The organism is Bifidobacterium sp. SO4 (genome assembly GCF_018555355.1).
In the GTDB taxonomy this organism is placed as follows: domain Bacteria; phylum Actinomycetota; class Actinomycetes; order Actinomycetales; family Bifidobacteriaceae; genus Bifidobacterium; species Bifidobacterium miconisargentati.
Window position 1 is genome coordinate 24,194 of sequence record NZ_JAFEJP010000006.1, and the last position, 22,296, is coordinate 46,489.

Below are 22,296 nucleotides of genomic sequence, written 5' to 3' on the forward strand. Positions count from 1 at the left end.
TCAAATGATACGAACAACTTTCACCCCAGGACGGCATTGGCTGGACACCAGTGGGAATGGAATCCAAGCCCATGGAGGTTCCGTCATCTACGACGGAGGATTCTACTACTGGTATGGCGAGAACAAGGAACGCACGCATGGGAACAACGGCGTCTGGCATTGGGGCGTGCGATGCTATCGTTCTTCCGATTTGTACAACTGGGAGGATCTCGGACTGATCATTCCTCCGGTCGTTGACGATACGGGATCCCCTCTGCACCCTTCTTCCATGATGGATCGGCCTCATATCATCTTCAACAGCAAGACGGGGAAATACGTGTGCTGGCTGAAAATCATGGAACATGACGGACGTCAGACGGAAACCATCCTGGTTTCCGACCATCTGACAGGACCGTATGAGATCGTACGAACCGGGTTGCAGCCTCTCGGTATGAACGCCGGAGACTTCGATTTGGTGGTAGGCGATGATGGAAAAGCCTATTACTATTTCGAACACGTCCACACCGAGACAATATGCGCCGAACTGACGGATGACTATACCGATGTCAACGGCCGATATAGTACGCATTTCCAACATTCCGGTCCACCATTCACCAGGGAAGCGACTGCGCATTTCATCCGGCATGGCAAGCATTATCTGATTACCTCTGGGACTACCGGTTACCTGCCGAACCCATCCCAATCAGCAATCGCGGATACCTGGCATGGGCCGTTCACTATCCTGGGTGACACGCACCCGGATGATAAGACACGTACCTCCTATCATTCGCAGATATCCAGTGTGTTCCGGGTACAGGGGAAGCGTGACCTATATATCGCCATGGCAGATCGATGGGCTCCCGCTTGGATGGGCCTGCGGTACAGCGAATACGCGGAAAGATTCCAAACCATGTTCGAACGGACACCGTTACCCGGAGAAGTGATTGAACAGGACATCGGAGTACCGGGTGGAGCGTCGCTGGATGAGTATTCAGACGTCACATTGGACACTTCCCAAGCGGAATACGTGTGGCTGCCGATTCAGTTCGAAGACGATGTTCCAATCATTAAATGGCATGACGAATGGAGAGTAGAGGATTATGAGTGACCAGACCAGCAACCCGAAATACCTGAACGCGGCATTGTCGGCGAAGGAGCGAGCTGACGATCTGCTTCCTCGTATGAGCCTGGAAGAGAAAATGGGGCAGGTCAATTGCTTCATGCCGGTAACCTTCAACACCGAAGGATGGGAATCACTCTCCCAGGAGCATCCTTATGGAGTCGGGCAGATTTCAGCACTGCAAGCGAGGCTGCTTGACACTCTCGACCAGGTATCCGACGCGCAGCGAACTCTGCAACAGGTGGTCATGAACCTGTCGCCTCACCATATTCCGGCAATCTTCCACATGGAAGGCGTGTACGGCGCGTATATTCCCGGTTCCACCAGTTTCCCCTCCGGTATAGCCCGTGGCGCATCATTTAACCCACAATTGGAAAGAAGTATCGGACGTACGGTCGGCCAGGAGGAGCGCATGGTCGGCGTAAGCGAAACTCTGGCACCGGTGTTGGACGTGTCACATGACCCGCGTATGGGCAGGGAAGCCGAATCATATGGCGAAGATCCGACCTTGGTCGCATCCATGGGTACAGGTTTCCTGGAGGGACTGCAGGAAACCGATGATAGTGGGATCAAAACGGAAGGAGTCGCCAAGCACTTCACAGGTTTCCATGCGTCCGTCGGCGGCATACACGGTGCCGAAGCCGATGTGGATGACCATAAACTAAGGGAAATCTACGCCAAACCATTCCAAGCTGCTTTCAATCAGGGACTCCATGGCGTCATGCCCTGCTATAACGTCATCCAAGGAGAACCAGCTTCCGTATCCGAACGGCTTCTGAACGATCTGCTCCGCGACGAGATGGGTTTTGACGGTATCGCCGTCTCAGACTATTGCGCCATCTCAAACGCTCATAAAGTCCAGCACATCGGTGAAACGATGACCGATACAGGATACCTGGCCATGAAAGCCGGCATGGACCAGGAACTCCAGTTCGAATGCGGATACAACCAGGAACTCATGGAGCGTTTTAGGAACGGCCAAGCCGACCAAGCGATTCTCGACAAGGCAGTAAGACGCATCCTTGAAGCGAAATTCCGCATGGGACTGTTCGAACACCCCTTCGCACTTGATGAGCCTGAACTACATGAACGGTTCACCTCACAGGAACGAATCGAACAAGCCGAATCCGTTTCCCGCCAGGCGGCAATTGAATCCATGACCTTACTGAAAAACGATGGCATCCTACCAATGAAACCAAGCATTGACAGCATCGCAGTCATCGGCCCGCATGCCGCCAATGCCCGATACCTGTACGGAGGCTATTCACATCTCAGTATGGAGGAAGGAGAGCAGGCTGCAATCCGCACCATGGCAGGCTTGGACGCCAACGGAACCTTAAATAAGGACAGGGTCGTACCCAAAATCCCCGGCACCCAAATCCAGGAATGCGATGCGGACGTCTTCGACCGCGTGCTGCACAAGCATTGGCCCGCAGCCAACACGCTCATGGACGAACTTGCCAAGATTCTACCAGCCACCCACATAATCTATGCTCGTGGCTACGATCACATGGGCACCGATGAAACCCGCTTTGAGGAAGCGCTCACGGCAGCCCGTAGCGCCGATATCGCCATCATCACCGTTGGCGGGAAATACGGCACATCGTCAATCGCCGCCACAGGTGAAGGCGCCGACAGCACCGACATCAACCTATCGCCAGCGCAGGAACACTTCATCCAGAAACTAGCCGATGAACACATCCGGTTCGTCGTCGTACATATCGGAGGACGGCCGATATCCAGCGACGCCGCAGACCAGAATGCGTCAGCGATACTCGAAGCATGGGCTCCAGCCAAGCACGGATTCGAAGCCATCGCCAGCGTACTATGCGGGAAAAGCAATCCGGCCGGAAGACTCCCCGTCACCGTTGCCCGCACCGCAGGACAAGTACCGCTCAATTACAACCATTTAAACGGTTCAGCCTGGCATCAAGGCGAAAGCGTAGCCTTCCCCGGCTACGTCGACATGCCCCACACGCCCCGATACCATTTCGGCCATGGCCTGTCATACACCACCTTCAGCTACACCAATCTCAAAATCAGCAACACTAACCCGCAACCGGAGGACACCATCGCCATCTCCGTTGACGTTACCAACACTGGCACCGTTACTGGAGACGAAGTAGTCCAACTCTATACAGCAGACCAATACGCCAGCATCACCCGTCCTGTCAAGGAACTCCAAGGCTTCTACCGTATTCACGGCCTAGAACCCAACCATATGACCACCGTCACATTCCATCTGCCAATCAGCGCACTCGCATTCACTGATCAGCGATTGCGCTGGAAAGTGGAACAAGGTACATATGACGTGATGATCGCCGGAACAGCAGATCCAAACGCTCCAATGGTCACTAGCTGTGTCAACGTCGTAAACGATCAATTCATCAACGGCAGAGAACGCGGTTTCTTCGCGAAGACCGAGGAAACTCGGACTGTCTGAAAACGAACGATGGGGGTGGTTCCTTATTTGATACATAATCAGGAACCACCCCCATCAAAGAATAGGATTACTATGCAATGCAACGAAACTTTCATCCTCAAATTCCAAGGGAAACCATCCGACAAGGAATCTGATTTCGAGTTGAATGCCGAATTCACTCATGAAAGCGGGGAGACCGTTAGTGCCAAAGGTTTTTATGCAGGAAACGGATGCTATCAAATTAGATTCCTGCCTCAGGAACCGGGACATTACCAGTGGAAAACCACCGGACTATTCACCACAAATGGAGAAACAAACTGTGCCCCATCAAAGGCGGGGCACGGAATCGTCCGAGCGAACGGTATCCGGTTCCAACATGCAGACGGAACACCATACCGTCCCATGGGAACCACCGTTTATGCGCTTCCAAGCCAACCGGAAGAACGAATCAAAACGACAATCAATACGTTGAAAAACAGCCCATTTAACAAGGTTCGATTCTGTATCTTCCCCAAATGGTACGACTACAATCACGACGAACCATCCCTATTCCCCTTTGAATTCACAAAACAAGGCATCCCCAATATTGACAAACCATGCCTTGAATACTGGGACAGACTCGACAGTATAATTAGAAAACTCAACAGTCTCAGCATACAAGCCGACATCATACTGTTCCACCCATATGACAAGTCAGAATGGGGATACTCCACCTTAAACCACGACCAATGCCTAACATACCTCGAATACGCAGTCAAACGGCTTGCAGCATACCCCAACGTATGGTGGTCACTCGCAAACGAGTACGATCTTATTCCTTCATTCAAACCCGAATGGTGGCATGACTTCGCAAGGGTAATCACCGAGCATGACCCTTATTCGCATCTGCTTAGCAATCACCACTGCGCCATAGAGCAGGATGCCTCCTGGCCTGAAATCACACATTGTAGTATCCAAGACAAGCAGCCTGCGAAGGTGAAAAGCCTGATTGAGCGATATGGTAAACCTGTCATCATCGACGAATGCGGCTACGAGGGAGACCTTCCTTTTAACTGGGGAAACCTGTCCGCGTTCGAAATGGTCAACAGGTTCTGGACGGCTTTTGTCTTGGGCGGATATTGTTCCCATGGGGAAACATTCGAATCGGATGATGAAATCATCTGGTGGGCAAAAGGAGGAATCCTCCATGGCGACAGCCCCCGACGGATTGCTTTTCTCCGGAAGATCATGGAGTCCGTCCCTAACACAATCAAACCTGGCCCAATCCCTACCTCCAAGAAATCTTCCAACAAACTTGTTGAACAACTTGTATCAAGGTTTGATAGCACAGGTAGAATTCAATGGGCAATCGACAACATGCCATGCCAAGGTCATTGCGAATCCGAAATGTTGCTTGTCTATTACGGTCATCAGTACTGTCGGCATGCGGTCATCGACCTTCCGGAGGACCACTGGTATGACATTGAGGTAATCGACGTGTGGAACATGACCCGATTCACCGTACTTACGCATGTAAAAGGCGAAGTCGCTGTTCCCATGCCGGCAGAACGGGGAATAGCCATTATGGCCAGACAGTCGAAATCGTAGGATAGTGTCGTCCTGCTTTTTCGACAAGACGACACTATCTTAGATTCTTATATCTGCTCAGAGGGAATCAACAGTAATAGTTGTTTCTCTAATGGTAAAAAGAATAAATCCGAGGAGTAAAAAATAATTGCTGTAATTCTTGATATTGTCAATCTTTCAAATGTGCCTGAAATAGGTATTTGAGCCATGTAAGGTGATGTTTGCTGTCGGAGTTTCTCTAGGAAAAACGAGTTGTTACCAATCGCAGAGGAGACCATGTATGAGGCGTACATGATACAACAGGCATCCATTATTTTCACTGTTTTGAGTAATGATTGGCGCTTCGTCTGTATTTGGCTTATATCAGGCGTATTTGCTGATTCGATGAAATATGCCCCTTAAATGCTGCGGTTGTCACCGCCGGATTCAAAATGCTACCTTCCCGAGCGCGATGATTAACGATTGTCTTATCGCAGTCGGATTTGGCGGTACATTCTAGAGTAATTGAGGTTTTGCCGAGCTGGTTGGCTTGACGGGGGGCACGATTCACGTCGCGCCATCGGTAAATATTGCACAAAGTATCGTGCGTACTAACATTGAAATTAAAATTGTCTTAAATAATTTGGTATTGCCGCCCTGTGGCTTTAGCTGATTATCCTCTTACACGTATGCGAGTATGCTTCATCTACAGCAGAGGATGAGGTATAGATGACGAACTGCAGCGACGGGAACGATGAGGCTTGCCAACAGGATTATCGGGGTCTTCCTCTGTGACGAACTTCCAAACAGAGCCGTCGACTAACTGCCATTTGGTACTAGGGAGGCCTTTAATCGCTTTAATCGCTAAGGTCTTCCCAGTTTTCGTTTTTTCGGACCAATTGGTGTGCCGCCTTGCTACGTGATCCCGCCGTCAGAGGTGCAGGATGAGCTGTTTACGCACGCTCGCCGCAAGCTGAAAGCGACAAAGTTGAGGCACAGCCGTTAGCAGCTGCAGTGTGTTTCCTCATCTTTTCGCCTTTGCCGAGATGTTCTTATGTTCTTGCGGGCGACATGATACTTGTGTGTTTTCCTCGCGCGGAGTTAGTTAGAACCCGGTATGCATGGGTAAACCAAGACGCACAATGCGGATGTATGGATTTGCAATCATCTGCAATTGAAACACCGGTAAACCTATTGGAAAACGAGATTGCAGAAATCGGCAAAAGATATTTTTGGTATAAGAAACTCTTGATTCATGCCTCGTCATCCTACTCGATGATTTGCTTGGACTGAGTCTTCCTTGTGAAAGACAAATTCAAACATCGAGTTGAAGTGATCAGTCGTACATAGCCTGCTGCACGTCGGCGTCGTCGATGTTATTGGCGTCGTACCAGAAGCAGCCGGAGTCGACGAACTTCTAGACCTTTACACCTTTGAGGCTTTGGCTGCCGCTTCGACGGTCTTGCATCCAATCTGATAGGGGTTCTGGGAGACGGAACCGGCGGTCACGCCGTCGCGGATGTACTGCTGTTGGGCATTCCCGGTGTCGCACGACGTGGAACCGGCTAAAGTGGTCACCATGCGTAGGACGACGGTGTATGACGTGGCAAAAGAGGCGGGGGTATCCACCGCCACGGTTTCGTTTACCTTCCGTCGGCCGGACAAGGTCAAGCCCGAGACACGTGAACGGGTGCTCGCGGCCGCAAAAATGCTCGACTATGTGCCCAGCGCCAATGCCCGCGGTCTGGCGCGCGGACAAACCGGCGTGCTTGGCCTGTACTCGTTCGACATGCTCATTGAACGTCCGATCGGCGATGACGACGAAGACGACGAGAGCGCCATTGCTGATATGGCCGACGAGGAATTCGACTGTCCGAGCGTGCTGTCGTATCCGCTCTACGTTGACGAGGTACAGCGTGGTTTCGAGTTGGAATGTCGTCGCCGTAACCGTGCCGTGCTGCTGGGGACCGCGGTCCGACGGGATGACGGCGCGGGAATCACCGACGTGGCCGGGAGGGTGGATGGGTTGGCGGTCTTCCCGAACAAGTTCACCGACACGCTGCCGCTCACGTCGTTGTGCCGCAGCATCCCGATTGTGCGGCTCAGCGAGGGGGCGGGCACCGATCCCGCAGCGTACATCACCTGCGACAACGTGCGCGGCGTCAACCTGCTGATTGACCATCTTGTGGATGTGCATGGGGTGCATGACATCCAGTTCGTCGGCAGCATGGGCAATTACGATGGCCGGCAAAGATTCGCGGCGATGCGTTCGCGGCTGAAGACCCGAGGATTGAGAGTTCCGGAGCGGCCGTTGGATGACAGCACGGCGGGCACGCATGAGCATTTCGTGACATTGTGCGAGACGATTGATATGGGTCGTCTGCCGCAGGCCTTGGTATGCGCGACCGACCAGACCGCGTTCGAGGTGCTGGCCGTCCTGCGGGACGCCGGCGTACGCGTGCCGCAGGACGTGCTGGTGACCGGCTTCGACGGGATTCTCGCGGGGCGGATGCTGGATCCGGCGCTCACCACGGTGCGTCAGCCGATGGGTGCGATGGGGCAGCTCGCAGCTCGTTTATTGGACGAGCGGGCGGGAGAGCCATGGAAGGAGTCGGAGCAGTACCACTTACCGGTACGGCTGGTAGTACGCAACAGCTGCGGCTGTTGAGCATGCTCGGGATTGAGACAATATGACCTGGAATGGGCATCGTCGACCAATGGGCTGTTGATGATGCCCATTCCCGTTTTCCGCGATGCCGAGGACAGATGTCGTAGGATCTTCTACCCAGACGGCGTGTCGAACCCGTTCGTGATTTGACAGACCAAAATCTAAGCGCTTAAATAATAATCACAATCTAAGCGGTTAAACCCTTGGATTGCAAAGGAAAAGGTTCAAGGAGGAGCAAAAAAATGAAGCGTAGTATGTTCAAGGCCGCCACCGCCGTCGTCGCCAGCGTCGCGATGCTTGCGGGCATGGCCGGCTGTGGCCGCACCAACACCGCCAACGCCGGCGGCGATGATGTGACCACCATCGATTCCAACAAGGCCTCCGGTGAACTGACCATCTGGGCCATGGGCAATGAGGGCGACCTGCTCGGCGACTTCGTCAAGGACTTCGAGTCCGAGAACCCGGACGTCAAGGTCAAGGTCACCGCCATCCCGTGGGCCTCCGCGCACGACAAGCTGCAGACCGCGATCGCGACCGGCGAGGTGCCGGACGTCGCGCAGATGGGCAACACTTTCATGGCCGATTTCTCTAATGCGTTCTCCGAGGTGCCAAGCAATCTTGATTTAAGCGTCTTCTTTGAAGGGCCGGTAGAGAACTACAAGGTCGGCGGCAAGCAGCTCGGCGTGCCGTGGTACGTCGATACCCGCGTGCTCTACTACCGCACTGACATCGCCGAGAAGGCCGGTATCACCGAGGCCCCGAAGACCTGGGACGAGCTCAAGACCATGGCCGAGGCCATGCAGAAGGTCTCCGGCGTCGACTACGGCATGCGCATCAATGCTTCCGGCACCGACTGCTTCGGAGGAATTCTTCCCTTTGCGTACTCTGCCGGAGCCTCGCTGACCGACAGCAATGAAAGCAAGTGGACGATTGACTCCGACGCGATGAACAGGGCGCTCGACTACGTCACCGGCTACTACAAGGACGGCATCGCCGATGTGAATGCCGATGTCAATCCCGGCGCCAACATCGCCGACTTCGTGGCCGGCACCACCCCGATGATGCTCGAAGGCCCGACCGCCGTGAGCCAGATCGAGGAGCTGGGCGGCAACGACATCAAGGACAAGTACGCCACCGTCACCCTGCCTGCCATGGATTCCTCCTCCGACATGGGCACCTCCTACCTCGGCGGCTCCGGTCTCGTCACCTTCAGTGAGGCCAAGAACAAGGACGCCGCATGGAAGTTCATCCGGTGGGCCAGCCAGCCTGACGTGCAGGCCAAGTGGTACACCGTTTCCTCCGATCTTCCGGCCGCCCAGAAGACCTGGAGCAATGACGCGCTGACCGCCAGCAAGACCCTCACCGCTTTCGGCGACCAGCTCAAGCACGCCCAGGGCGTCCCGGCATTCACCACTTGGGCACAATTCTCCTCAGCGGCTGATCGTGCTTTCGAGCAGATTGCCAAGGGCCAGACCAGCGTTGCCGATGGCCTCAAGAGCCTCCAGTCCGAGGCCGACTCCATCGGCATCGGCGAGTGAGCGCCCTGTCCGCACACGGTAAATAACAAATGACGAACCGATTGGCCGGCCAACAGGCCGGCCAATCGCATCAAACGGAAATCTGGTATAAGCACATGGCCAAGCGCACATCAGGCAAGACGAAGGGTTCGGGCAGCGCCCTCCGCCGCCGTCGGACAATACTGGCATGGGGATTCGCACTGCCGTTCGCGATCATCTTCTGCGTCTTCATGCTGATTCCCCTTATCTCCTCCGCGGCGATGTCCTTCACCGACATCACCTCCCGCGACCTCCGCACCCCGTTCAACGTCAACTTCGTGGGACTCGACCAGTACGTCGCGCTGTTCTCCGACTCCCGGTTCCTGCACGCGCTGCTCGTCACTGCCATCTTCGTGGTCATCGGCCTGCCGATCACCATGATCATCGCCCTCGCGTTCGCGGTCGCGCTCAACCGCGGATCCCAGCACCTCAACGCGTTCTTCCGCGCGCTGTTCTACGCCCCGGTCGTGGCCAGCGTCGTCGCGGTCTCCGTGGTCTGGCGCTACATCCTGCAATCGGACGGCCTGCTCAACTCGCTGCTCGCCCTCGTCGGCATCCAGGGACCCGACTGGCTGCACGACACGCACTACGCCCTGCCCGCACTGATGGTCATGACGATCTGGCGCAACATGGGCACCCTGATGATCATCTTCCTCGCCGGCCTGCAAGGCGTCCCCGAGGAACTCAAGGAAGCCGCCGCGATCGACGGCGCAAGCAAGTGGCGCACATTCCGCTCCATCATCCTGCCCCTGCTCAAGCCGACCCTGCTGCTCGGCGCGGTCCTGCTGTCCGTCGCATACCTGCAGTTCTTCGAGGAGGCCTTCGTCATGACCCAGGGCGGCCCGCTCGACTCGACCCTGTCCGCCGCATACTACGTCTACCAGAAGTTCGGATTCGGCCAGTACGGCATCGCCTCCGCCGCCAGCTGGGTGCTGTTCGTCATCATCGCGCTGGTGAGCGTGCTGCAGTTCCGCATCCTGCGCTCCGACGACTGACCCGAAACGACACGACTGAAAAGAGACATGACATGAGCGCAACGACGCAGTCCGCGATCATCCCGGACAACAAGCTCTCCCTCGGCCAAAGGTTCATCAAGGGCCGCGGCATCTCCTACATCATCCTCGCGCTGATCGGCGTGGTCTGGATCTTCCCGTTCCTGTGGATGGCTCTCGGCTCGCTCAAGACCCAGCGCGAGATCCTCGCCAAAACGCCGAAGCTGCTGCCCGAGCACGCCACCCTCGCGAACTTCACGCAATGGTTCACCCAGCTGAACTTCGGCTCGTTCTTCACCAACAGCCTCGTGGTCGCCGTGATCACCGTGCTCGGCAACATCGTGTTCTGCTCGATGGTCGGCTACGCGCTGGCCAAGATGGACTTCGCCGGCAAGAACATCCTGTTCGGCGCGGTCATGGTCACCCTGATGGTGCCGAGCGTGGCGACGTTCGTGCCGCTGTTCGTGATCATCTCGAACCTGCACCTGTCCAACACCTACGCGGCCCTGATCCTGCCGTTCCTGTGCCAGCCCATCGGCGTGTTCCTCATGCGCCAGTTCATCGGAGGCATCCCGGACGCGCTCATGGAGGCCGCCCGCATGGACGGCGCCGGCGAACTGCGCATCTTCTTCCAGATCATCCTGCCGCAGTGCGGCCCGGCCCTGGCCACCCTGTCCATCCTCACGTTCCTGTCCAGCTGGAACAACTTCCTGTGGCCGTTGGTCTCCGCGCAATCCGAGGAGATGTACACCCTGCCCGTGGCCCTGTCCCTGTACTCCACCGGACAGAACGCGACGAACTACAGCGTCCTGCTCGCCGGCGCCGTGCTGGTCATCACCCCGATCCTGCTCCTGTTCGTCTTCCTGCAGCGCTACTTCATCCAGGGCGTCGCCATGACCGGCATCAAGTAGGTCCCAGCCTCACCGACAATCACCGCATTTACTCAACCGACAAAGGAGTCCGACACCATGACCTCCCCGACATACGCATTCCCCGACGGCTTCTACTGGGGCGCCGCCACCGCCGGCCACCAGGTCGAGGGCAACAACACCGCCAGCGACTGGTGGGCGCGCGAACACTCGCCGCGCACCGACGTGAAGGAGCCGTCCGGAGACGCCGCCGACAGCTACAACCGTTTCCGCGAGGACATCCGCCTGCTCGCCGACTCCGGCCTGAACACATACCGTTTCGGCATCGAATGGGCGCGCATCGAACCGGCCGAGCGATGCTTCTCCCGCGCCGAACTGCTCCACTACCGACAGATGATCGACACATGCCACGAGTACGGCGTCGAACCGATGGTGACCGTCTACCACTTCACCATGCCGCTGTGGTTCGCGGCCAAGGGCGGATGGAAGAGGCCGGACGCGCTCGAGAAGTTCGAACGATACGTGCGCTACGTGCTGCCGATCCTGCACGACGTGAAGTGGATCTTCACCATCAACGAGCCGAACATGGTCGCGCTCACCCAAGGCGGCACCGAAGGCACCGACTTCATCGCCGCGTCGCTGCCCGCCCCCGACCCGGTCATCTCCAAGGCGCTCGTCGACGCGCACCACATGGCCCGCGACGTCATCAAATCCGCACTGCCGGACGCGAAGGTCGGCTGGACTATCGCCTGCCAGGCGTTCCACGCGGTGCCCGGCTGCGAAAAGGAGATGGAGGAATACCAGTACCCGCGCGAGGACTACTTCACCGAAGCGGCCGTCGGCGACGACTTCATCGGCGTGCAGGCATACCTGCGCACCTTCATCGGCAAGGACGGCCCCGTGCCGATGACAGACGACGTGGAACGCACCCTCACCGGATGGGAATACTTCCCGGCCGCCCTCGGCATCGCCGTCCGCCACACCTGGGACGTCGCCAAGCACACCCCGATCCTCGTCACCGAGAACGGACTGGCCACCTCGGACGACAAACGCCGCATCGACTACACGTTCGACGCCCTCGCCGGTCTCCACTCCGCGATGGACGACGGCATCGACGTACGCGGATACATCCACTGGTCACTGCTCGACAACTACGAATGGGGATCCTTCGGCCCCACCTTCGGCCTGATCGGATGGAACAAGGAAACCTTCGAACGCCAGCCCAGACCCTCCCTGAACTGGCTCGGCGCCATCGCAAGGACCAACACCGCGTTCCACCCCCTACGATAGGTAGAAGTTGGGTTGGAGCCCGATACAAGTGGCTCCAACCCAACTTCTCAAAACTCCCATGATTGCGATTCGTGTTTTGTCGGATGCGAATCGCAATCATGACTTTATCTGGGAATCTCGTCTAGCTTGGCAATGTCCAATGTTGTGTCCAAAGACCATTGCATTCATATATTTGCAGTTGGGTACCGTCATCCGTTTTCCCGGCTGGTATGTCCAAGCATTTACCGGATTGGGGATTGACTAAAGCTCCGGTTTCGGTTTGATATAGCCATTGCTGGGCTCCGCTTCCATTGCACTCCCAAAGTTGCACTTTGGTAAAGTTCTCGGTTCCCTGTGCGTCTACGTCAAGGCACTTGCCGAATGATCGTATTGACCCATCGGCGTGGATTGACCATCTTTGCCCGCTGGCGATGTTACAGGTCCATAGCTGAGCGGCATTGCCATTCCTGGCGGTATTGGTGTCCACGTCGAGGCATTGTCCTGTAGTGCTGATGATGGTTCCAACGTTTTCCGGCAATTCGCCTTGTGCAAAGTTCACTTGGCATTGGTTACCTACGTTCAGCCATGTGGCTGCCAGATAAAGAAAACGCTGGCCGTCGGCCAGAGGAATCATCGGCGTGGAATAACCGGCGCAGGATTGTTCTCCATTCGCATATCCACCGGTCGGTGATACACGAATGGGGGTGGATATCTCAAACCATTCGCCTACTCCGAGATGGGTATTTGCGAACATCACGGTTCCGGATTCTTCGAGAATGGTCTTATTGCCGGTTGGTCCGGCGACGATACGCTGTCCGGACAGCATCAATGTGCCATTCTTACCGCCTGTCGGAGTCCAGGCGATATATGGGGTATGCAGTAACTCGCGAGAGTCGGATGTCTGTACAAGTATCCCGGCATCTGACGGATCTCCCCAATCCAAACCGTTATTGCTGTATTTGATATAGACTTCACATGCATGATTGGCATCGGTGGCGTCACGGCACATTTCATAGCTCATGACAACTCGGCCATCCGGCAGATCAGCGAAAGTCTGCATTCCCGGCCTTTTGAGATTGTCATTAGCAAAGGCAACATCTTGAATGATGTCGTCGCTCCAAGTCAGGCCGCCATCCGACGATGTGTAATGACCGATGATCTGGTTATTGGTCGGTGAACCTGCGGGTCGTTCGTCGGAAATGAAGCATGCCAGCGTTCCGTCGGCGGATTGTCTGAATGCCGGTTCCCAGATGCCATGTCCCCATGTATTGGGCATTCCAGATGTTTGAGTACAATTCGAAAGGTAGTCCCAAGTGTATCCTCCGTCACGGCTCTTGAACACCTCGACCGCCTGGCTGGTGTAATCTCCGATTTTCCATGCTGTTCCGGCGGCGAGGATATCACCTGTTTTAAGAACACCGGAGTCTGTTGTCACCTCGTAGAGCGTTGGGGCTTCAATATCCCACCCTTCCGTATGAGATGTCACCGTGGATATCTTGTTCCATGTTCTGCCTTCATCCTCACTGCGGTAGACGGGCATGGATCCGGGTTTTCCATGCCCGGCTTGGGCGAAGGTAGCGAGTATGGCATTGCCGTCACCGTTTATAAGACGTATGGCTCTTGGATATCCCGCGGTTCCCTTAGGGAATGCGGTCAGGTCCGGCGCATAAAGCACAGTGCCGGTCATTGAGGCCTCTAACGAGACGCCGGCAGGCTCCTGGCCAGAGACAATGGCGGCCGGATATGACAGTACTGCCGCGCATAGTAGTGCGACGCATAATTTCGGTTTTGTTGGTTGACCCATCCGAGTTCCTTGGTTAGCTGCCGTGTGGCGGCATTGCCACAACGGCGTATTCGTTGTGAATGAGGAACAGATTGACGTCTGTTGTTTCGGTCCGATGCGCGTGGCTGGACGGAATCGAGAGTGGCGATGATAGCTATGGGCGCGATGATGAGAGAGTCAGCGTGATGGTTTCTGTCTGGTTCCCGCATTTACCGTAATGGGGACGAGGATGTTGTGTGATTCCGTTCGTTCTCCCGTCATGGATTTTCGGAGAAGATGTATGGCCATGTCCGCTATGCCTTCAGGATTTTGCCGCACATAGTAGTCACTGCCATTTGAGGCATCAAAGGAAAGATGGAGCACGTCGTGTTCGTGAACGTAATGGTTGGCAAGTCCCGCTAGGTGAGCATTCACCGTCATGATGCAGTCAGGTTTTACCTGGTTAAGGAAATCCTCGATTTCGGCGGCGTCTTGGACATCGGAAGGCACGAACAGCCAATCGTTCTTGTTAGTTGGTATTCCCTGTTCAATGAAGGCTTCTTCGATTCCCATCTGCCGATCCAGCGTAGCTGAGTTCTCCTCTTTCGTGCTGATAAAACAAAGTTTGCTTGCCCCGTGTGCGAACATCAGTTTTGCGAGTTGGTAGCCTCCATCGAAGTTATTGGAGACGACACTTGGTATGTCCATCTTCTTGAAATATCGATCAATAAGCACCAAGGGAAAACGTTCGAGGAAAAGCTTGATGATGGCGTTATTGTATGTTTCCGAAACAGTGGGGAAGATGATTACGCCATCCGTGCCGGAATTGCGGAATTCCTCGATAATTCGGTTTTCCTCTTCGACGGATTCGCGTGATAGTCCGAATAGGAAACGCATACCAGATTTCCGTGCGTATCGTTCCAGATGATCGAGAAGCTCCTTGTCGATATCCGTAGCGAGGGTGGTAAACAGTATTCCGATGAGGAATGAGCTTCGTTGGGTCTGTGGGACATGGACAAAGGTTCCCTTCCCCTGGATTCTCAATGCATAGCCATTATCGGCTAGACTATTCAGCGCACGCTTGGCCGTTATCATGCTAACGTGGTACATTTCCACGATTTCGGACTCGGAAGGTATTCTGTCGCCATCTTTCAGCGAACCACTTTTAATTTGTTCAATGAAGGTGTCTTCGATTTGCTGGTACAAAGGCGTGTTCCGCATCTTCGCCCTCCATCGCGCTCCAATGCAACTGCAAACTGCTTATATATCTAGAATACTTCCTAGATTCAATATGAAACATACTGAATTTAGTATGTTCAGATATAAATTCTAGCTTTATGATGGTTCCATCAACGAAGGAGTTGACATGAACCTCATCAGAACAAAACTGGAGAAAGTGGCGCACCTGATTTTCATAGCGCCATCGATGGTTTTCATCTTGATGCTCGCTATTGTGCCGCTGTTCTACGCCGTCTACCTGAGTTTCCGAAGCTACTCATTGGTCATGCCCGCGGATATGGCCAAGTTCAACGGTCTGGAAAACTATATTGCGATTCTAGGCAATCGTGAATTTACTAATTCGATATGGTGGACGCTGCTTTTCTGCTTCTTCGCGGTACTGATTTCGGTAGGTTTGGGACTCCTTGTCGCGGTACTGCTGTCAGACCAGCAGGAGAGTCGGGGCATACGCATCCTTAAAAGCCTACTCATCCTCCCCATGATGGTGGCGCCGGTGGTTTCAAGCACCATGTGGAAGATCATGTTTGGAGCCGTATATGGCCCTATCAACTACCTGATCCAGTTGTTCGGAGGGGTTCCCGTATCTTGGACTGGCAACACCTGGGCAGCTCGCATGGCCATCGTCGTCATTGATGCATGGGGGTCCATACCATTCTGCATGCTGATATTCCTTGGAGCGCTCACCACCATCCCCAATGAGATGTATGAAAGTGCACGCGTCGACGGCGCCAATAAATTCGTTATCTTCTGGAAAATTACATTACCCATGATCCGCAACTTCTTTGCATTGGTCATGTCGATTCGTGTTATGGACTCTCTTAAGGTGTTTGACCCGATCATGATTATGACCGATGGCGGCCCTCATGGCAGCACCGAATCAATAGGCACAATGATGTATAAAACGGCATTCCGTTACATGGATATTGGCCAAGGCTCGGCGGCGGCAGTAATTTTCTTCGCACTCATTGCTGTTATTTCCGTGGCGACACTGCTCCTTACCCGAGACAAGGAGGATCGAAATGCGTAAACCACACAGGGTTTCCGTCTCATTCATCATTCTTATGGCTTACACCCTGCTGTCGTTGTTTCCTGTCTACTGGACGGTGACCACAGCGTTCAAAAAGCCGAGTCAGATTATGGTGACACCGCCGCAGTTCATTCCGACATCAGGCACCTTGGATAATTTCAGACAGGCAATTGAGGAAAAATCCATAGGCGTCTTCTTCGTCAACAGTCTGACGATAGCCGTCGTCACCACACTTTGCACGCTGCTTCTGGCGTCATTGGCAGGATACGGGTACTCCAGGTTCCGTTTCCGCGGTCGAGGATTCTCCATGATGCTTATCATCATCGTGCGCATGATTCCCGCCCTGATTTATATGGTCCCTTATTACATTATCTTCAACCATATGGGGCTACTCGATTCCAAGATTGCTCTGACGGTCGTGTACATCACCGCCAATCTTCCGCTGGCCATCTGGCTGGCAACCGGCTTTTTCGACGAAATCCCGGTTGAGGTATTCGAGTCGGCAAAAATCGACGGCTGTTCGGAATTCCAAATCTATCGGAAGATCGCTCTTCCTTTGGTCATACCTGGACTTGTAGTCATTGCCATACTCGTATTTCTCGCGGCGTACAACGAATTCGGAACCGCGCTGGTACTGCTGTTCAATGACTCCAACAAGACTTTGCCAGTCGGAATCAGCGGAATGCTCCAACTGCAGAAGGATACGCCCTATGGGCTCCTCGCCGCGGCCGGAACCATAGCCCTCATCCCTGCATTCATACTGGCCCTCACCACACAGAAATATGTCCAAAAAGGAATCACCGCTGGAGCAGTGAAAGGATAGAACAATGAAGAATCTAAGAAAGGTTGTCGCCTCAATGGTTGCGGCTGGCACCCTACTTGCAATGGCTGCATGCGGATCGACGCAATCCAAAACGGTGGAGGTCAAACCTTTACCAACACCGGAAGCCTATGGAGTGAAATTGGAGAATCTCGATTCCTCCGGCACACTGAAAGGCCAGTACGGCGGCGTTAAGATCACCGTCGCCACCCGTACTGGCGATTTCGAGGAGGCTCTGAAAGAAGCAGCCAAATATTTCGAGGCTGTCTCCGGGGCTGAAGTCACCGTGCAGAGTTTTCCTCCAGGCAATGACGTCGAAAAGATTCAGCTGGACCTGAGCACCAGCAAGACATTCGACGCGGTGCTTATGCCTGTAGCCAACATGCATTCCTACGCGGCGTCAGGATTCCTTAAGAAAATCGATGATTTCAAAGATGTCGCCGATCCGGATCTTGATCTCGATGATTTCATCCCTTCGGTACTTGATCTTTATGGCAAGTATCAAGGCGATTTGTATGCATTCCCGTACAAGCCGGATTCACAAATATTCTTCTACCGCAAGGATGTCTTCGAGGATAAGGCCATTCAGGAGAAGTACAAGGAGGATACCGGCAGTGAGCTTAAGGTTCCTACGACGAACGAAGAAATGATTGCGATTGCGGATTACTTCACGAAGTCGAAGAATCCCGATTCGCCGGTTGAGTACGGCTATCTGAGTCAAGCATATGATCAGGCCGGCCGATTGACTTGGATGAATCGCGCAGGCCAGTATGGGCAAACCGTCACCGATGCTCAGAACAATGTGACGGTGGATAATGAAAACACGAAGAAAGCCATGCAGGATGTGCTCAAACTGCAGAAGGACACAGCCCCTCAATGGCTGCAACTCGGTTGGGATGAGGCAAACAAATTATTCGCGGATGGAAAAGCGCTCATGATGGAGCAATGGCCGGGATTGTATGCCACCGTCAATGCCGACGGTTCGCAGGTTAAAGACAAGATTGGGTTCGCAGTCACACCGGGTGGAGCACCTGTTCTGGGAGGATGGTCCATCGCGGTTACATCAAGTTCCAAGAATGCTGAAGCGGCATATAAGTTCATTGAATTTGCGACATCCAAGGACGCGGAGTTGTTGAAGATCGATAACACCATGGACCCATGCCGTCAGTCGAACTTCACACGTGGAACAGTAGGCGACAACCCTCAGTATCCGGTATTGCTGGAGTCCCTGTCAAAGGGCAGGCAGCTCGCCGATGTCGACGTGCCCTATGTGTCCTCGAAGGCGAATGACATCCTGGAAAATCAGACTCAAGCGCTACTGAGCGGCAAGCAGGATATCGATACCACTGTCGAGAACATGCAAACCCAGATTGAGGCCGAAGTGGCCAAAATCAAGAAATAACCGGAACCGGAGAGGGGTGGGAGTGCACCCGCTCCCGCCCCTCTTATCTTGTCTGGAGAGACGATGGATTACTATCCGAGACCGCAATTGGAGCGGAATGAATGGACCTGTCTCGACGGGCGTTGGTCGTTCGCCTTCGATGACAATCACCGTGGTCTAGCTGAATCATGGTATCTGGAACATGTTTTCGATCGAAGTATAGAAGTGCCTTTCGCCTACCAATGCGCGGCTAGCGGCATTGGAGATCAGGACGTGCACGATTGGGTATGGTATGAGCGGTCCGTACAGGTGAAAGGACCCTTTTCGGGACGTATCGTGAGATTGCATATCGGTGCCTGCGATTACGAGACAACCGTTTGGGTGAACGGGCAGCATGTCGGAGATCATACTGGCGGACAGACGCCATTCTGTTTCGACATAGAACGATTGCTCGGTCAAGATGGCGATGCGCGTATCACGATGCTGGTGCGCGACCGTTCTCTTGACACTACGATTCCCCGAGGCAAGCAGTCTTTCACCGGACGGTCCGAGGGCATTTTCTATACGAATACGACCGGCATATGGCAGAGTGTATGGCTGGAAATACTAAACACCTCCCATATTGAAGAAATCCAATTCACTCCAGATACGCTGTCGAATACGGTCCGTATGGAGCTCACTTTGCAATCCACAGCAAGTTCACGAATCCACACGAGAATTCTACGGGGGAACGAAATTGTAGTCGAAGACAACGCAGAAGTCACCGAAGAGGACTCCTTCGTCGCTACATATTCAATCGCTGACTTCAACGATCACCACTATGGTTATTGGTGGAGTCCCGACTCACCTCACCTATATGATGTGCAGATTGAGCTATGGGCCAACGGCGAGGTGGCCGATTCCGTACATTCGTATTTTGGCATTCGCTCATTCTCCGTCGAGAACGGGAAATTCTGCCTTAATCATATGCCGTTTTATACCCGATCGATACTGTATCAGGGTTATTATCCGGAATCCTTATTGACTGCTAAATCGGATGCCGAGCTTGAGTCCGATGTACGTCTCATCAAGGAAATGGGGTTCAATAGTGTGCGACTACACCAGAAATTCGAGAACCCTCGTCTTCTATACTGGTGTGACAAGCTTGGTCTGGTCGTCTGGGGAGAAGCGCCGAACGCTTTCTCGTACAGTCGGCATGGTAGCGAACGACTCGTTCGAGAATGGATGGACATAATCCGACGGGACTACAGTCATCCCTGCATTGGCGCATGGGTCCCGATTAATGAGAGTTGGGGTATCCCTAGCATGAAAAACATCCCGGAACAACGATGGTTTTCCAAGGCCATGCATGCGCTGACGAAGTCTCTTGACCCGACTCGTCCGGTAATGTCCAACGACGGCTGGGAACACACGGATTCCGACTTGTGCACTGTGCATGATTATGACTCTGATTGTGACATGTTGCGGGCCCGCTACTCTGACATGAGGAACGTATTACCAGGCCCACAAGGACGTCCGATTTACGTGGGTGATGGCGAATACCATGGAGAGCCGGTCCTGCTCACGGAATTCGGGGGTATCGCGTTCGATTCCAACTACTATGGAGCCAAGGCCTGGGGATACTCAGGAGCAGATGATGCAGAAGCGTTCGCCAAACAGGTGACCGATATCATCAGTACAGTCAGATCAATCCCGTTGCTTCAAGGTTACTGTTATACGCAGTTTAACGATACGGAGCAAGAGGTTAACGGTCTGGTCACGATAGGCCGGAAGCCGAAGATTGACGTTACACAAGTAGCCGCCGCCAATGGCTGTGTATGACTGATTACAAGGAGACAGTATGACGGGAACTCTGAATCTCATCGACCATCCTTTCCCTCAGCTGCGCAGGGATCGATGGCGGGACCTTAACGGCCCGTGGCAATTTGCTACCGATGATGGGGACGAGGGATTGTCAGCAGGATGGCAGTCAGGATTCCCCTCGCACATGGAAATCATCGTGCCGTTTGTCCATCAAAGTGAAGCAAGCGGCATTGCGGACAAGGCATTCCACCCAATTGTGTGGTACAGCCGAACCTTCATGCTGTCTTCCAAGCCCAATAACACCGAAAACATACTGCTGCATTTCGAAGGAGTGGATTATCATTGCACCGTCTGGATCAATGGATCTTACGCCGGCGAGCACACGGGTGGTAATAGCCGATTTGCCATTGATGTCACTCCGTTTGCGATCTCGGGGGAGAATCTAATCGTTCTGCGTGTAACGGATGACCTGACCGACATGACCATCCTCCGGGGTAAGCAGTATTGGAAGGAACGCGCCGAAGTCATGTGGTTCACACCAATGACCGGCATCTGGCGTGATGTATGGCTTGAGATTAAACCATGCCTGGCAATAGACGAGCTTCGAATGACTCCGCATATTGATTCCGAGGAAATCGAATTAGAGCTCACGCTGACTTCCCGCGCGAAAACGATTAGTGGAATAAGGTTACAGGCGACAATATCCTTCGAAGGACAAGTAGTAACCACTGCGGACGTCGCGGTGCACGATGGTCGGCTTCGTCTGAGAATCGGTATCAACGATTTCAATGATCACGGACTCGGACGGTGGTGGTCACCAGAACATCCGAATCTGTACGATCTGGATTTGACTTTGACGTTGAACGGAAAGATATGCGATGTCGTGCACAGCTATTTTGGCATGCGCGAAGTTGCAATTGTCAATGGAAAATTCTGTCTCAACCATCGCCCGTACTTCCTGCGGATGGTTCTCGATCAGGGATACTTTAAGGAGTCGATCCTCACGCCTCCCTCATTCGAAGCGCTTGAACGAGACGTACATATGGCTAAGGAACTCGGTTTCAACACCGTACGCAAACACATGATGGGATGCCAGGCCCGTTATGCTTACTTGTGTGACGTCTATGGGCTGCTTGTCTGGAGCGAAATGGCTGGGGCCTACGATTATTCAACCGATTACGCACTCTCCATGATTTCTGAATGGTCAGCAACCGTTCAAGCGGGATACAATCATCCATCCATCGTGACATGGGTTCCTCTGAACGAAAGCTGGGGCGTACCCAACATCTACTATTCGAAACAGCAGCAGGCACATGCCAATTCACTGTACTATCTGACGAAATCGCTTGATTCGACCCGTCCGGTCATTTCCAATGACGGCTGGGAACATTGCATATCCGATTTATTCACCATTCATGACTACTCCTCCGACATTGATGTTCTGCAACATCGTTATTCATCCGTGGATCACATCATCGAGGATATGCCGGGGCTTGAAGGACGTAAATTCCTTTTCTGTCCCGGATACCATTACAACGGCCAACCTGTGATGTGCACAGAGATGGGAGGGGTGAATTATCGACTCAACCATCTTGGTGCTCCCGTAGAACCAAGATGCAGCAGCAAAACCGAATTCCTTGAGCGGGTACGAACTCTCATGGAGGCCTATTACAACAGTCCTCTCATTCAGGGTGTCTGCTATACGCAATTAACTGACACAGAGACAGAGATATGTGGGCTTCTCACATGGAATCGGGAGCCAAAAGCTCCTATTGAGGAATTACGCTCCATTTTCATGGCAAAACGATGATGCATTCACAATATGGATACCACTTTCTCGCACG

The 22,296-nt window shown here is 53.8% G+C and carries 16 protein-coding genes; 13 read left to right on the forward strand and 3 right to left on the reverse strand.

Annotated features, from left to right (window positions below):
- Positions 1 to 4 precede the first annotated feature (4 nt).
- The 3 genes from JS536_RS05580 to JS536_RS05590 all read left to right on the forward strand — a co-directional run bounded on the left by JS536_RS05580 (position 5) and on the right by JS536_RS05590 (position 5,108).
- Positions 5 to 1,087 (forward strand): family 43 glycosylhydrolase, encoded by a 1,083-nt coding sequence (locus JS536_RS05580; RefSeq protein ID WP_214356127.1) that lies wholly within the window; start codon positions 5 to 7, stop codon positions 1,085 to 1,087.
- Entirely contained in the window at positions 1,080 to 3,542 is a 2,463-nt protein-coding gene (locus JS536_RS05585) for a glycoside hydrolase family 3 N-terminal domain-containing protein (protein ID WP_214356128.1), read from the forward strand. Before JS536_RS05580 ends, JS536_RS05585 begins: the two co-directional genes overlap by 8 nt.
- 72 nt (positions 3,543 to 3,614) lie before the next feature.
- Positions 3,615 to 5,108 carry a DUF4038 domain-containing protein gene (locus JS536_RS05590; RefSeq protein WP_214356129.1) on the forward strand — a complete coding sequence of 498 codons (1,494 nt, stop codon included), beginning with the start codon at positions 3,615 to 3,617 and terminating at the stop codon, positions 5,106 to 5,108.
- Between the two features lie 1,383 nt (positions 5,109 to 6,491).
- Here JS536_RS05590 and JS536_RS11815 read toward each other — a convergent pair.
- Positions 6,492 to 6,647 carry a hypothetical protein gene (locus tag JS536_RS11815; protein WP_240544273.1) on the reverse strand — a complete coding sequence of 52 codons (156 nt, stop codon included), beginning with the start codon at positions 6,645 to 6,647 and terminating at the stop codon, positions 6,492 to 6,494.
- Here JS536_RS11815 and JS536_RS05600 point away from each other — a divergent pair.
- The 5 genes from JS536_RS05600 (at position 6,646) to JS536_RS05620 (ending at position 12,441) form a co-directional block, all read left to right on the forward strand.
- Complete coding sequence (locus tag JS536_RS05600; RefSeq protein WP_214356130.1) at positions 6,646 to 7,734, forward strand: LacI family DNA-binding transcriptional regulator; 1,089 nt, start codon at positions 6,646 to 6,648, stop codon at positions 7,732 to 7,734. The genes JS536_RS11815 and JS536_RS05600 overlap by 2 nt on opposite strands.
- A gap of 242 nt (positions 7,735 to 7,976) precedes the next feature.
- A complete protein-coding gene (locus JS536_RS05605; protein WP_214356131.1) occupies positions 7,977 to 9,272 on the forward strand; it encodes an extracellular solute-binding protein in 1,296 nt (431 codons plus the stop codon).
- Between the two features lie 95 nt (positions 9,273 to 9,367).
- Entirely contained in the window at positions 9,368 to 10,285 is a 918-nt protein-coding gene (locus JS536_RS05610; RefSeq protein ID WP_214356214.1) for a sugar ABC transporter permease, read from the forward strand.
- A gap of 32 nt (positions 10,286 to 10,317) precedes the next feature.
- Entirely contained in the window at positions 10,318 to 11,193 is an 876-nt protein-coding gene (locus JS536_RS05615) for a carbohydrate ABC transporter permease (protein ID WP_214356132.1), read from the forward strand.
- A 57-nt stretch (positions 11,194 to 11,250) separates the two neighbouring features.
- Positions 11,251 to 12,441 carry a family 1 glycosylhydrolase gene (locus tag JS536_RS05620; RefSeq protein WP_214356133.1) on the forward strand — a complete coding sequence of 397 codons (1,191 nt, stop codon included), beginning with the start codon at positions 11,251 to 11,253 and terminating at the stop codon, positions 12,439 to 12,441.
- Between the two features lie 121 nt (positions 12,442 to 12,562).
- On the opposite strand, the gene JS536_RS05625 is transcribed toward JS536_RS05620, so the two are convergent.
- Both JS536_RS05625 and JS536_RS05630 read right to left on the reverse strand, forming a co-directional pair.
- On the reverse strand, positions 12,563 to 14,224 hold the full coding sequence (locus JS536_RS05625) for a sialidase family protein (RefSeq protein ID WP_214356134.1): 1,662 nt from the start codon (positions 14,222 to 14,224) through the stop codon (positions 12,563 to 12,565).
- A 156-nt stretch (positions 14,225 to 14,380) separates the two neighbouring features.
- A complete protein-coding gene (locus JS536_RS05630) occupies positions 14,381 to 15,403 on the reverse strand; it encodes a GntR family transcriptional regulator (RefSeq protein ID WP_214356135.1) in 1,023 nt (340 codons plus the stop codon).
- A gap of 145 nt (positions 15,404 to 15,548) precedes the next feature.
- Between JS536_RS05630 and JS536_RS05635 the strand changes: the two genes are divergently transcribed.
- The 5 genes from JS536_RS05635 to JS536_RS05655 all read left to right on the forward strand — a co-directional run bounded on the left by JS536_RS05635 (position 15,549) and on the right by JS536_RS05655 (position 22,262).
- Positions 15,549 to 16,448 carry a sugar ABC transporter permease gene (locus tag JS536_RS05635; protein WP_214356136.1) on the forward strand — a complete coding sequence of 300 codons (900 nt, stop codon included), beginning with the start codon at positions 15,549 to 15,551 and terminating at the stop codon, positions 16,446 to 16,448.
- Positions 16,441 to 17,271 (forward strand): carbohydrate ABC transporter permease, encoded by an 831-nt coding sequence (locus JS536_RS05640; RefSeq protein ID WP_214356137.1) that lies wholly within the window; start codon positions 16,441 to 16,443, stop codon positions 17,269 to 17,271. Before JS536_RS05635 ends, JS536_RS05640 begins: the two co-directional genes overlap by 8 nt.
- Positions 17,272 to 17,275: 4 nt before the next feature.
- Positions 17,276 to 18,670: a sugar ABC transporter substrate-binding protein gene (locus tag JS536_RS05645; RefSeq protein WP_214356138.1), complete on the forward strand. Its 1,395-nt coding sequence runs from the start codon at positions 17,276 to 17,278 to the stop codon at positions 18,668 to 18,670.
- 63 nt (positions 18,671 to 18,733) lie between these two features.
- Complete coding sequence (locus JS536_RS05650; RefSeq protein WP_214356139.1) at positions 18,734 to 20,470, forward strand: sugar-binding domain-containing protein; 1,737 nt, start codon at positions 18,734 to 18,736, stop codon at positions 20,468 to 20,470.
- 19 nt (positions 20,471 to 20,489) lie between these two features.
- Entirely contained in the window at positions 20,490 to 22,262 is a 1,773-nt protein-coding gene (locus JS536_RS05655; RefSeq protein ID WP_214356140.1) for a sugar-binding domain-containing protein, read from the forward strand.
- Positions 22,263 to 22,296: the final 34 nt, after the last annotated feature.

Coding starts and splice junctions, on each gene's coding strand:
- JS536_RS05580 (WP_214356127.1), top strand. CDS start 5: ATGATACGAACAACTTTCACCCCAGGACGGCATTGGCTGGACACCAGT.
- JS536_RS05585 (WP_214356128.1), top strand. CDS start 1,080: ATGAGTGACCAGACCAGCAACCCGAAATACCTGAACGCGGCATTGTCG.
- JS536_RS05590 (WP_214356129.1), top strand. CDS start 3,615: ATGCAATGCAACGAAACTTTCATCCTCAAATTCCAAGGGAAACCATCC.
- JS536_RS05600 (WP_214356130.1), top strand. CDS start 6,646: ATGCGTAGGACGACGGTGTATGACGTGGCAAAAGAGGCGGGGGTATCC.
- JS536_RS11815 (WP_240544273.1), bottom strand. CDS start 6,647: ATGGTGACCACTTTAGCCGGTTCCACGTCGTGCGACACCGGGAATGCC.
- JS536_RS05605 (WP_214356131.1), top strand. CDS start 7,977: ATGAAGCGTAGTATGTTCAAGGCCGCCACCGCCGTCGTCGCCAGCGTC.
- JS536_RS05610 (WP_214356214.1), top strand. CDS start 9,368: ATGGCCAAGCGCACATCAGGCAAGACGAAGGGTTCGGGCAGCGCCCTC.
- JS536_RS05615 (WP_214356132.1), top strand. CDS start 10,318: ATGAGCGCAACGACGCAGTCCGCGATCATCCCGGACAACAAGCTCTCC.
- JS536_RS05620 (WP_214356133.1), top strand. CDS start 11,251: ATGACCTCCCCGACATACGCATTCCCCGACGGCTTCTACTGGGGCGCC.
- JS536_RS05625 (WP_214356134.1), bottom strand. CDS start 14,224: ATGGGTCAACCAACAAAACCGAAATTATGCGTCGCACTACTATGCGCG.
- JS536_RS05630 (WP_214356135.1), bottom strand. CDS start 15,403: ATGCGGAACACGCCTTTGTACCAGCAAATCGAAGACACCTTCATTGAA.
- JS536_RS05635 (WP_214356136.1), top strand. CDS start 15,549: ATGAACCTCATCAGAACAAAACTGGAGAAAGTGGCGCACCTGATTTTC.
- JS536_RS05640 (WP_214356137.1), top strand. CDS start 16,441: ATGCGTAAACCACACAGGGTTTCCGTCTCATTCATCATTCTTATGGCT.
- JS536_RS05645 (WP_214356138.1), top strand. CDS start 17,276: ATGAAGAATCTAAGAAAGGTTGTCGCCTCAATGGTTGCGGCTGGCACC.
- JS536_RS05650 (WP_214356139.1), top strand. CDS start 18,734: ATGGATTACTATCCGAGACCGCAATTGGAGCGGAATGAATGGACCTGT.
- JS536_RS05655 (WP_214356140.1), top strand. CDS start 20,490: ATGACGGGAACTCTGAATCTCATCGACCATCCTTTCCCTCAGCTGCGC.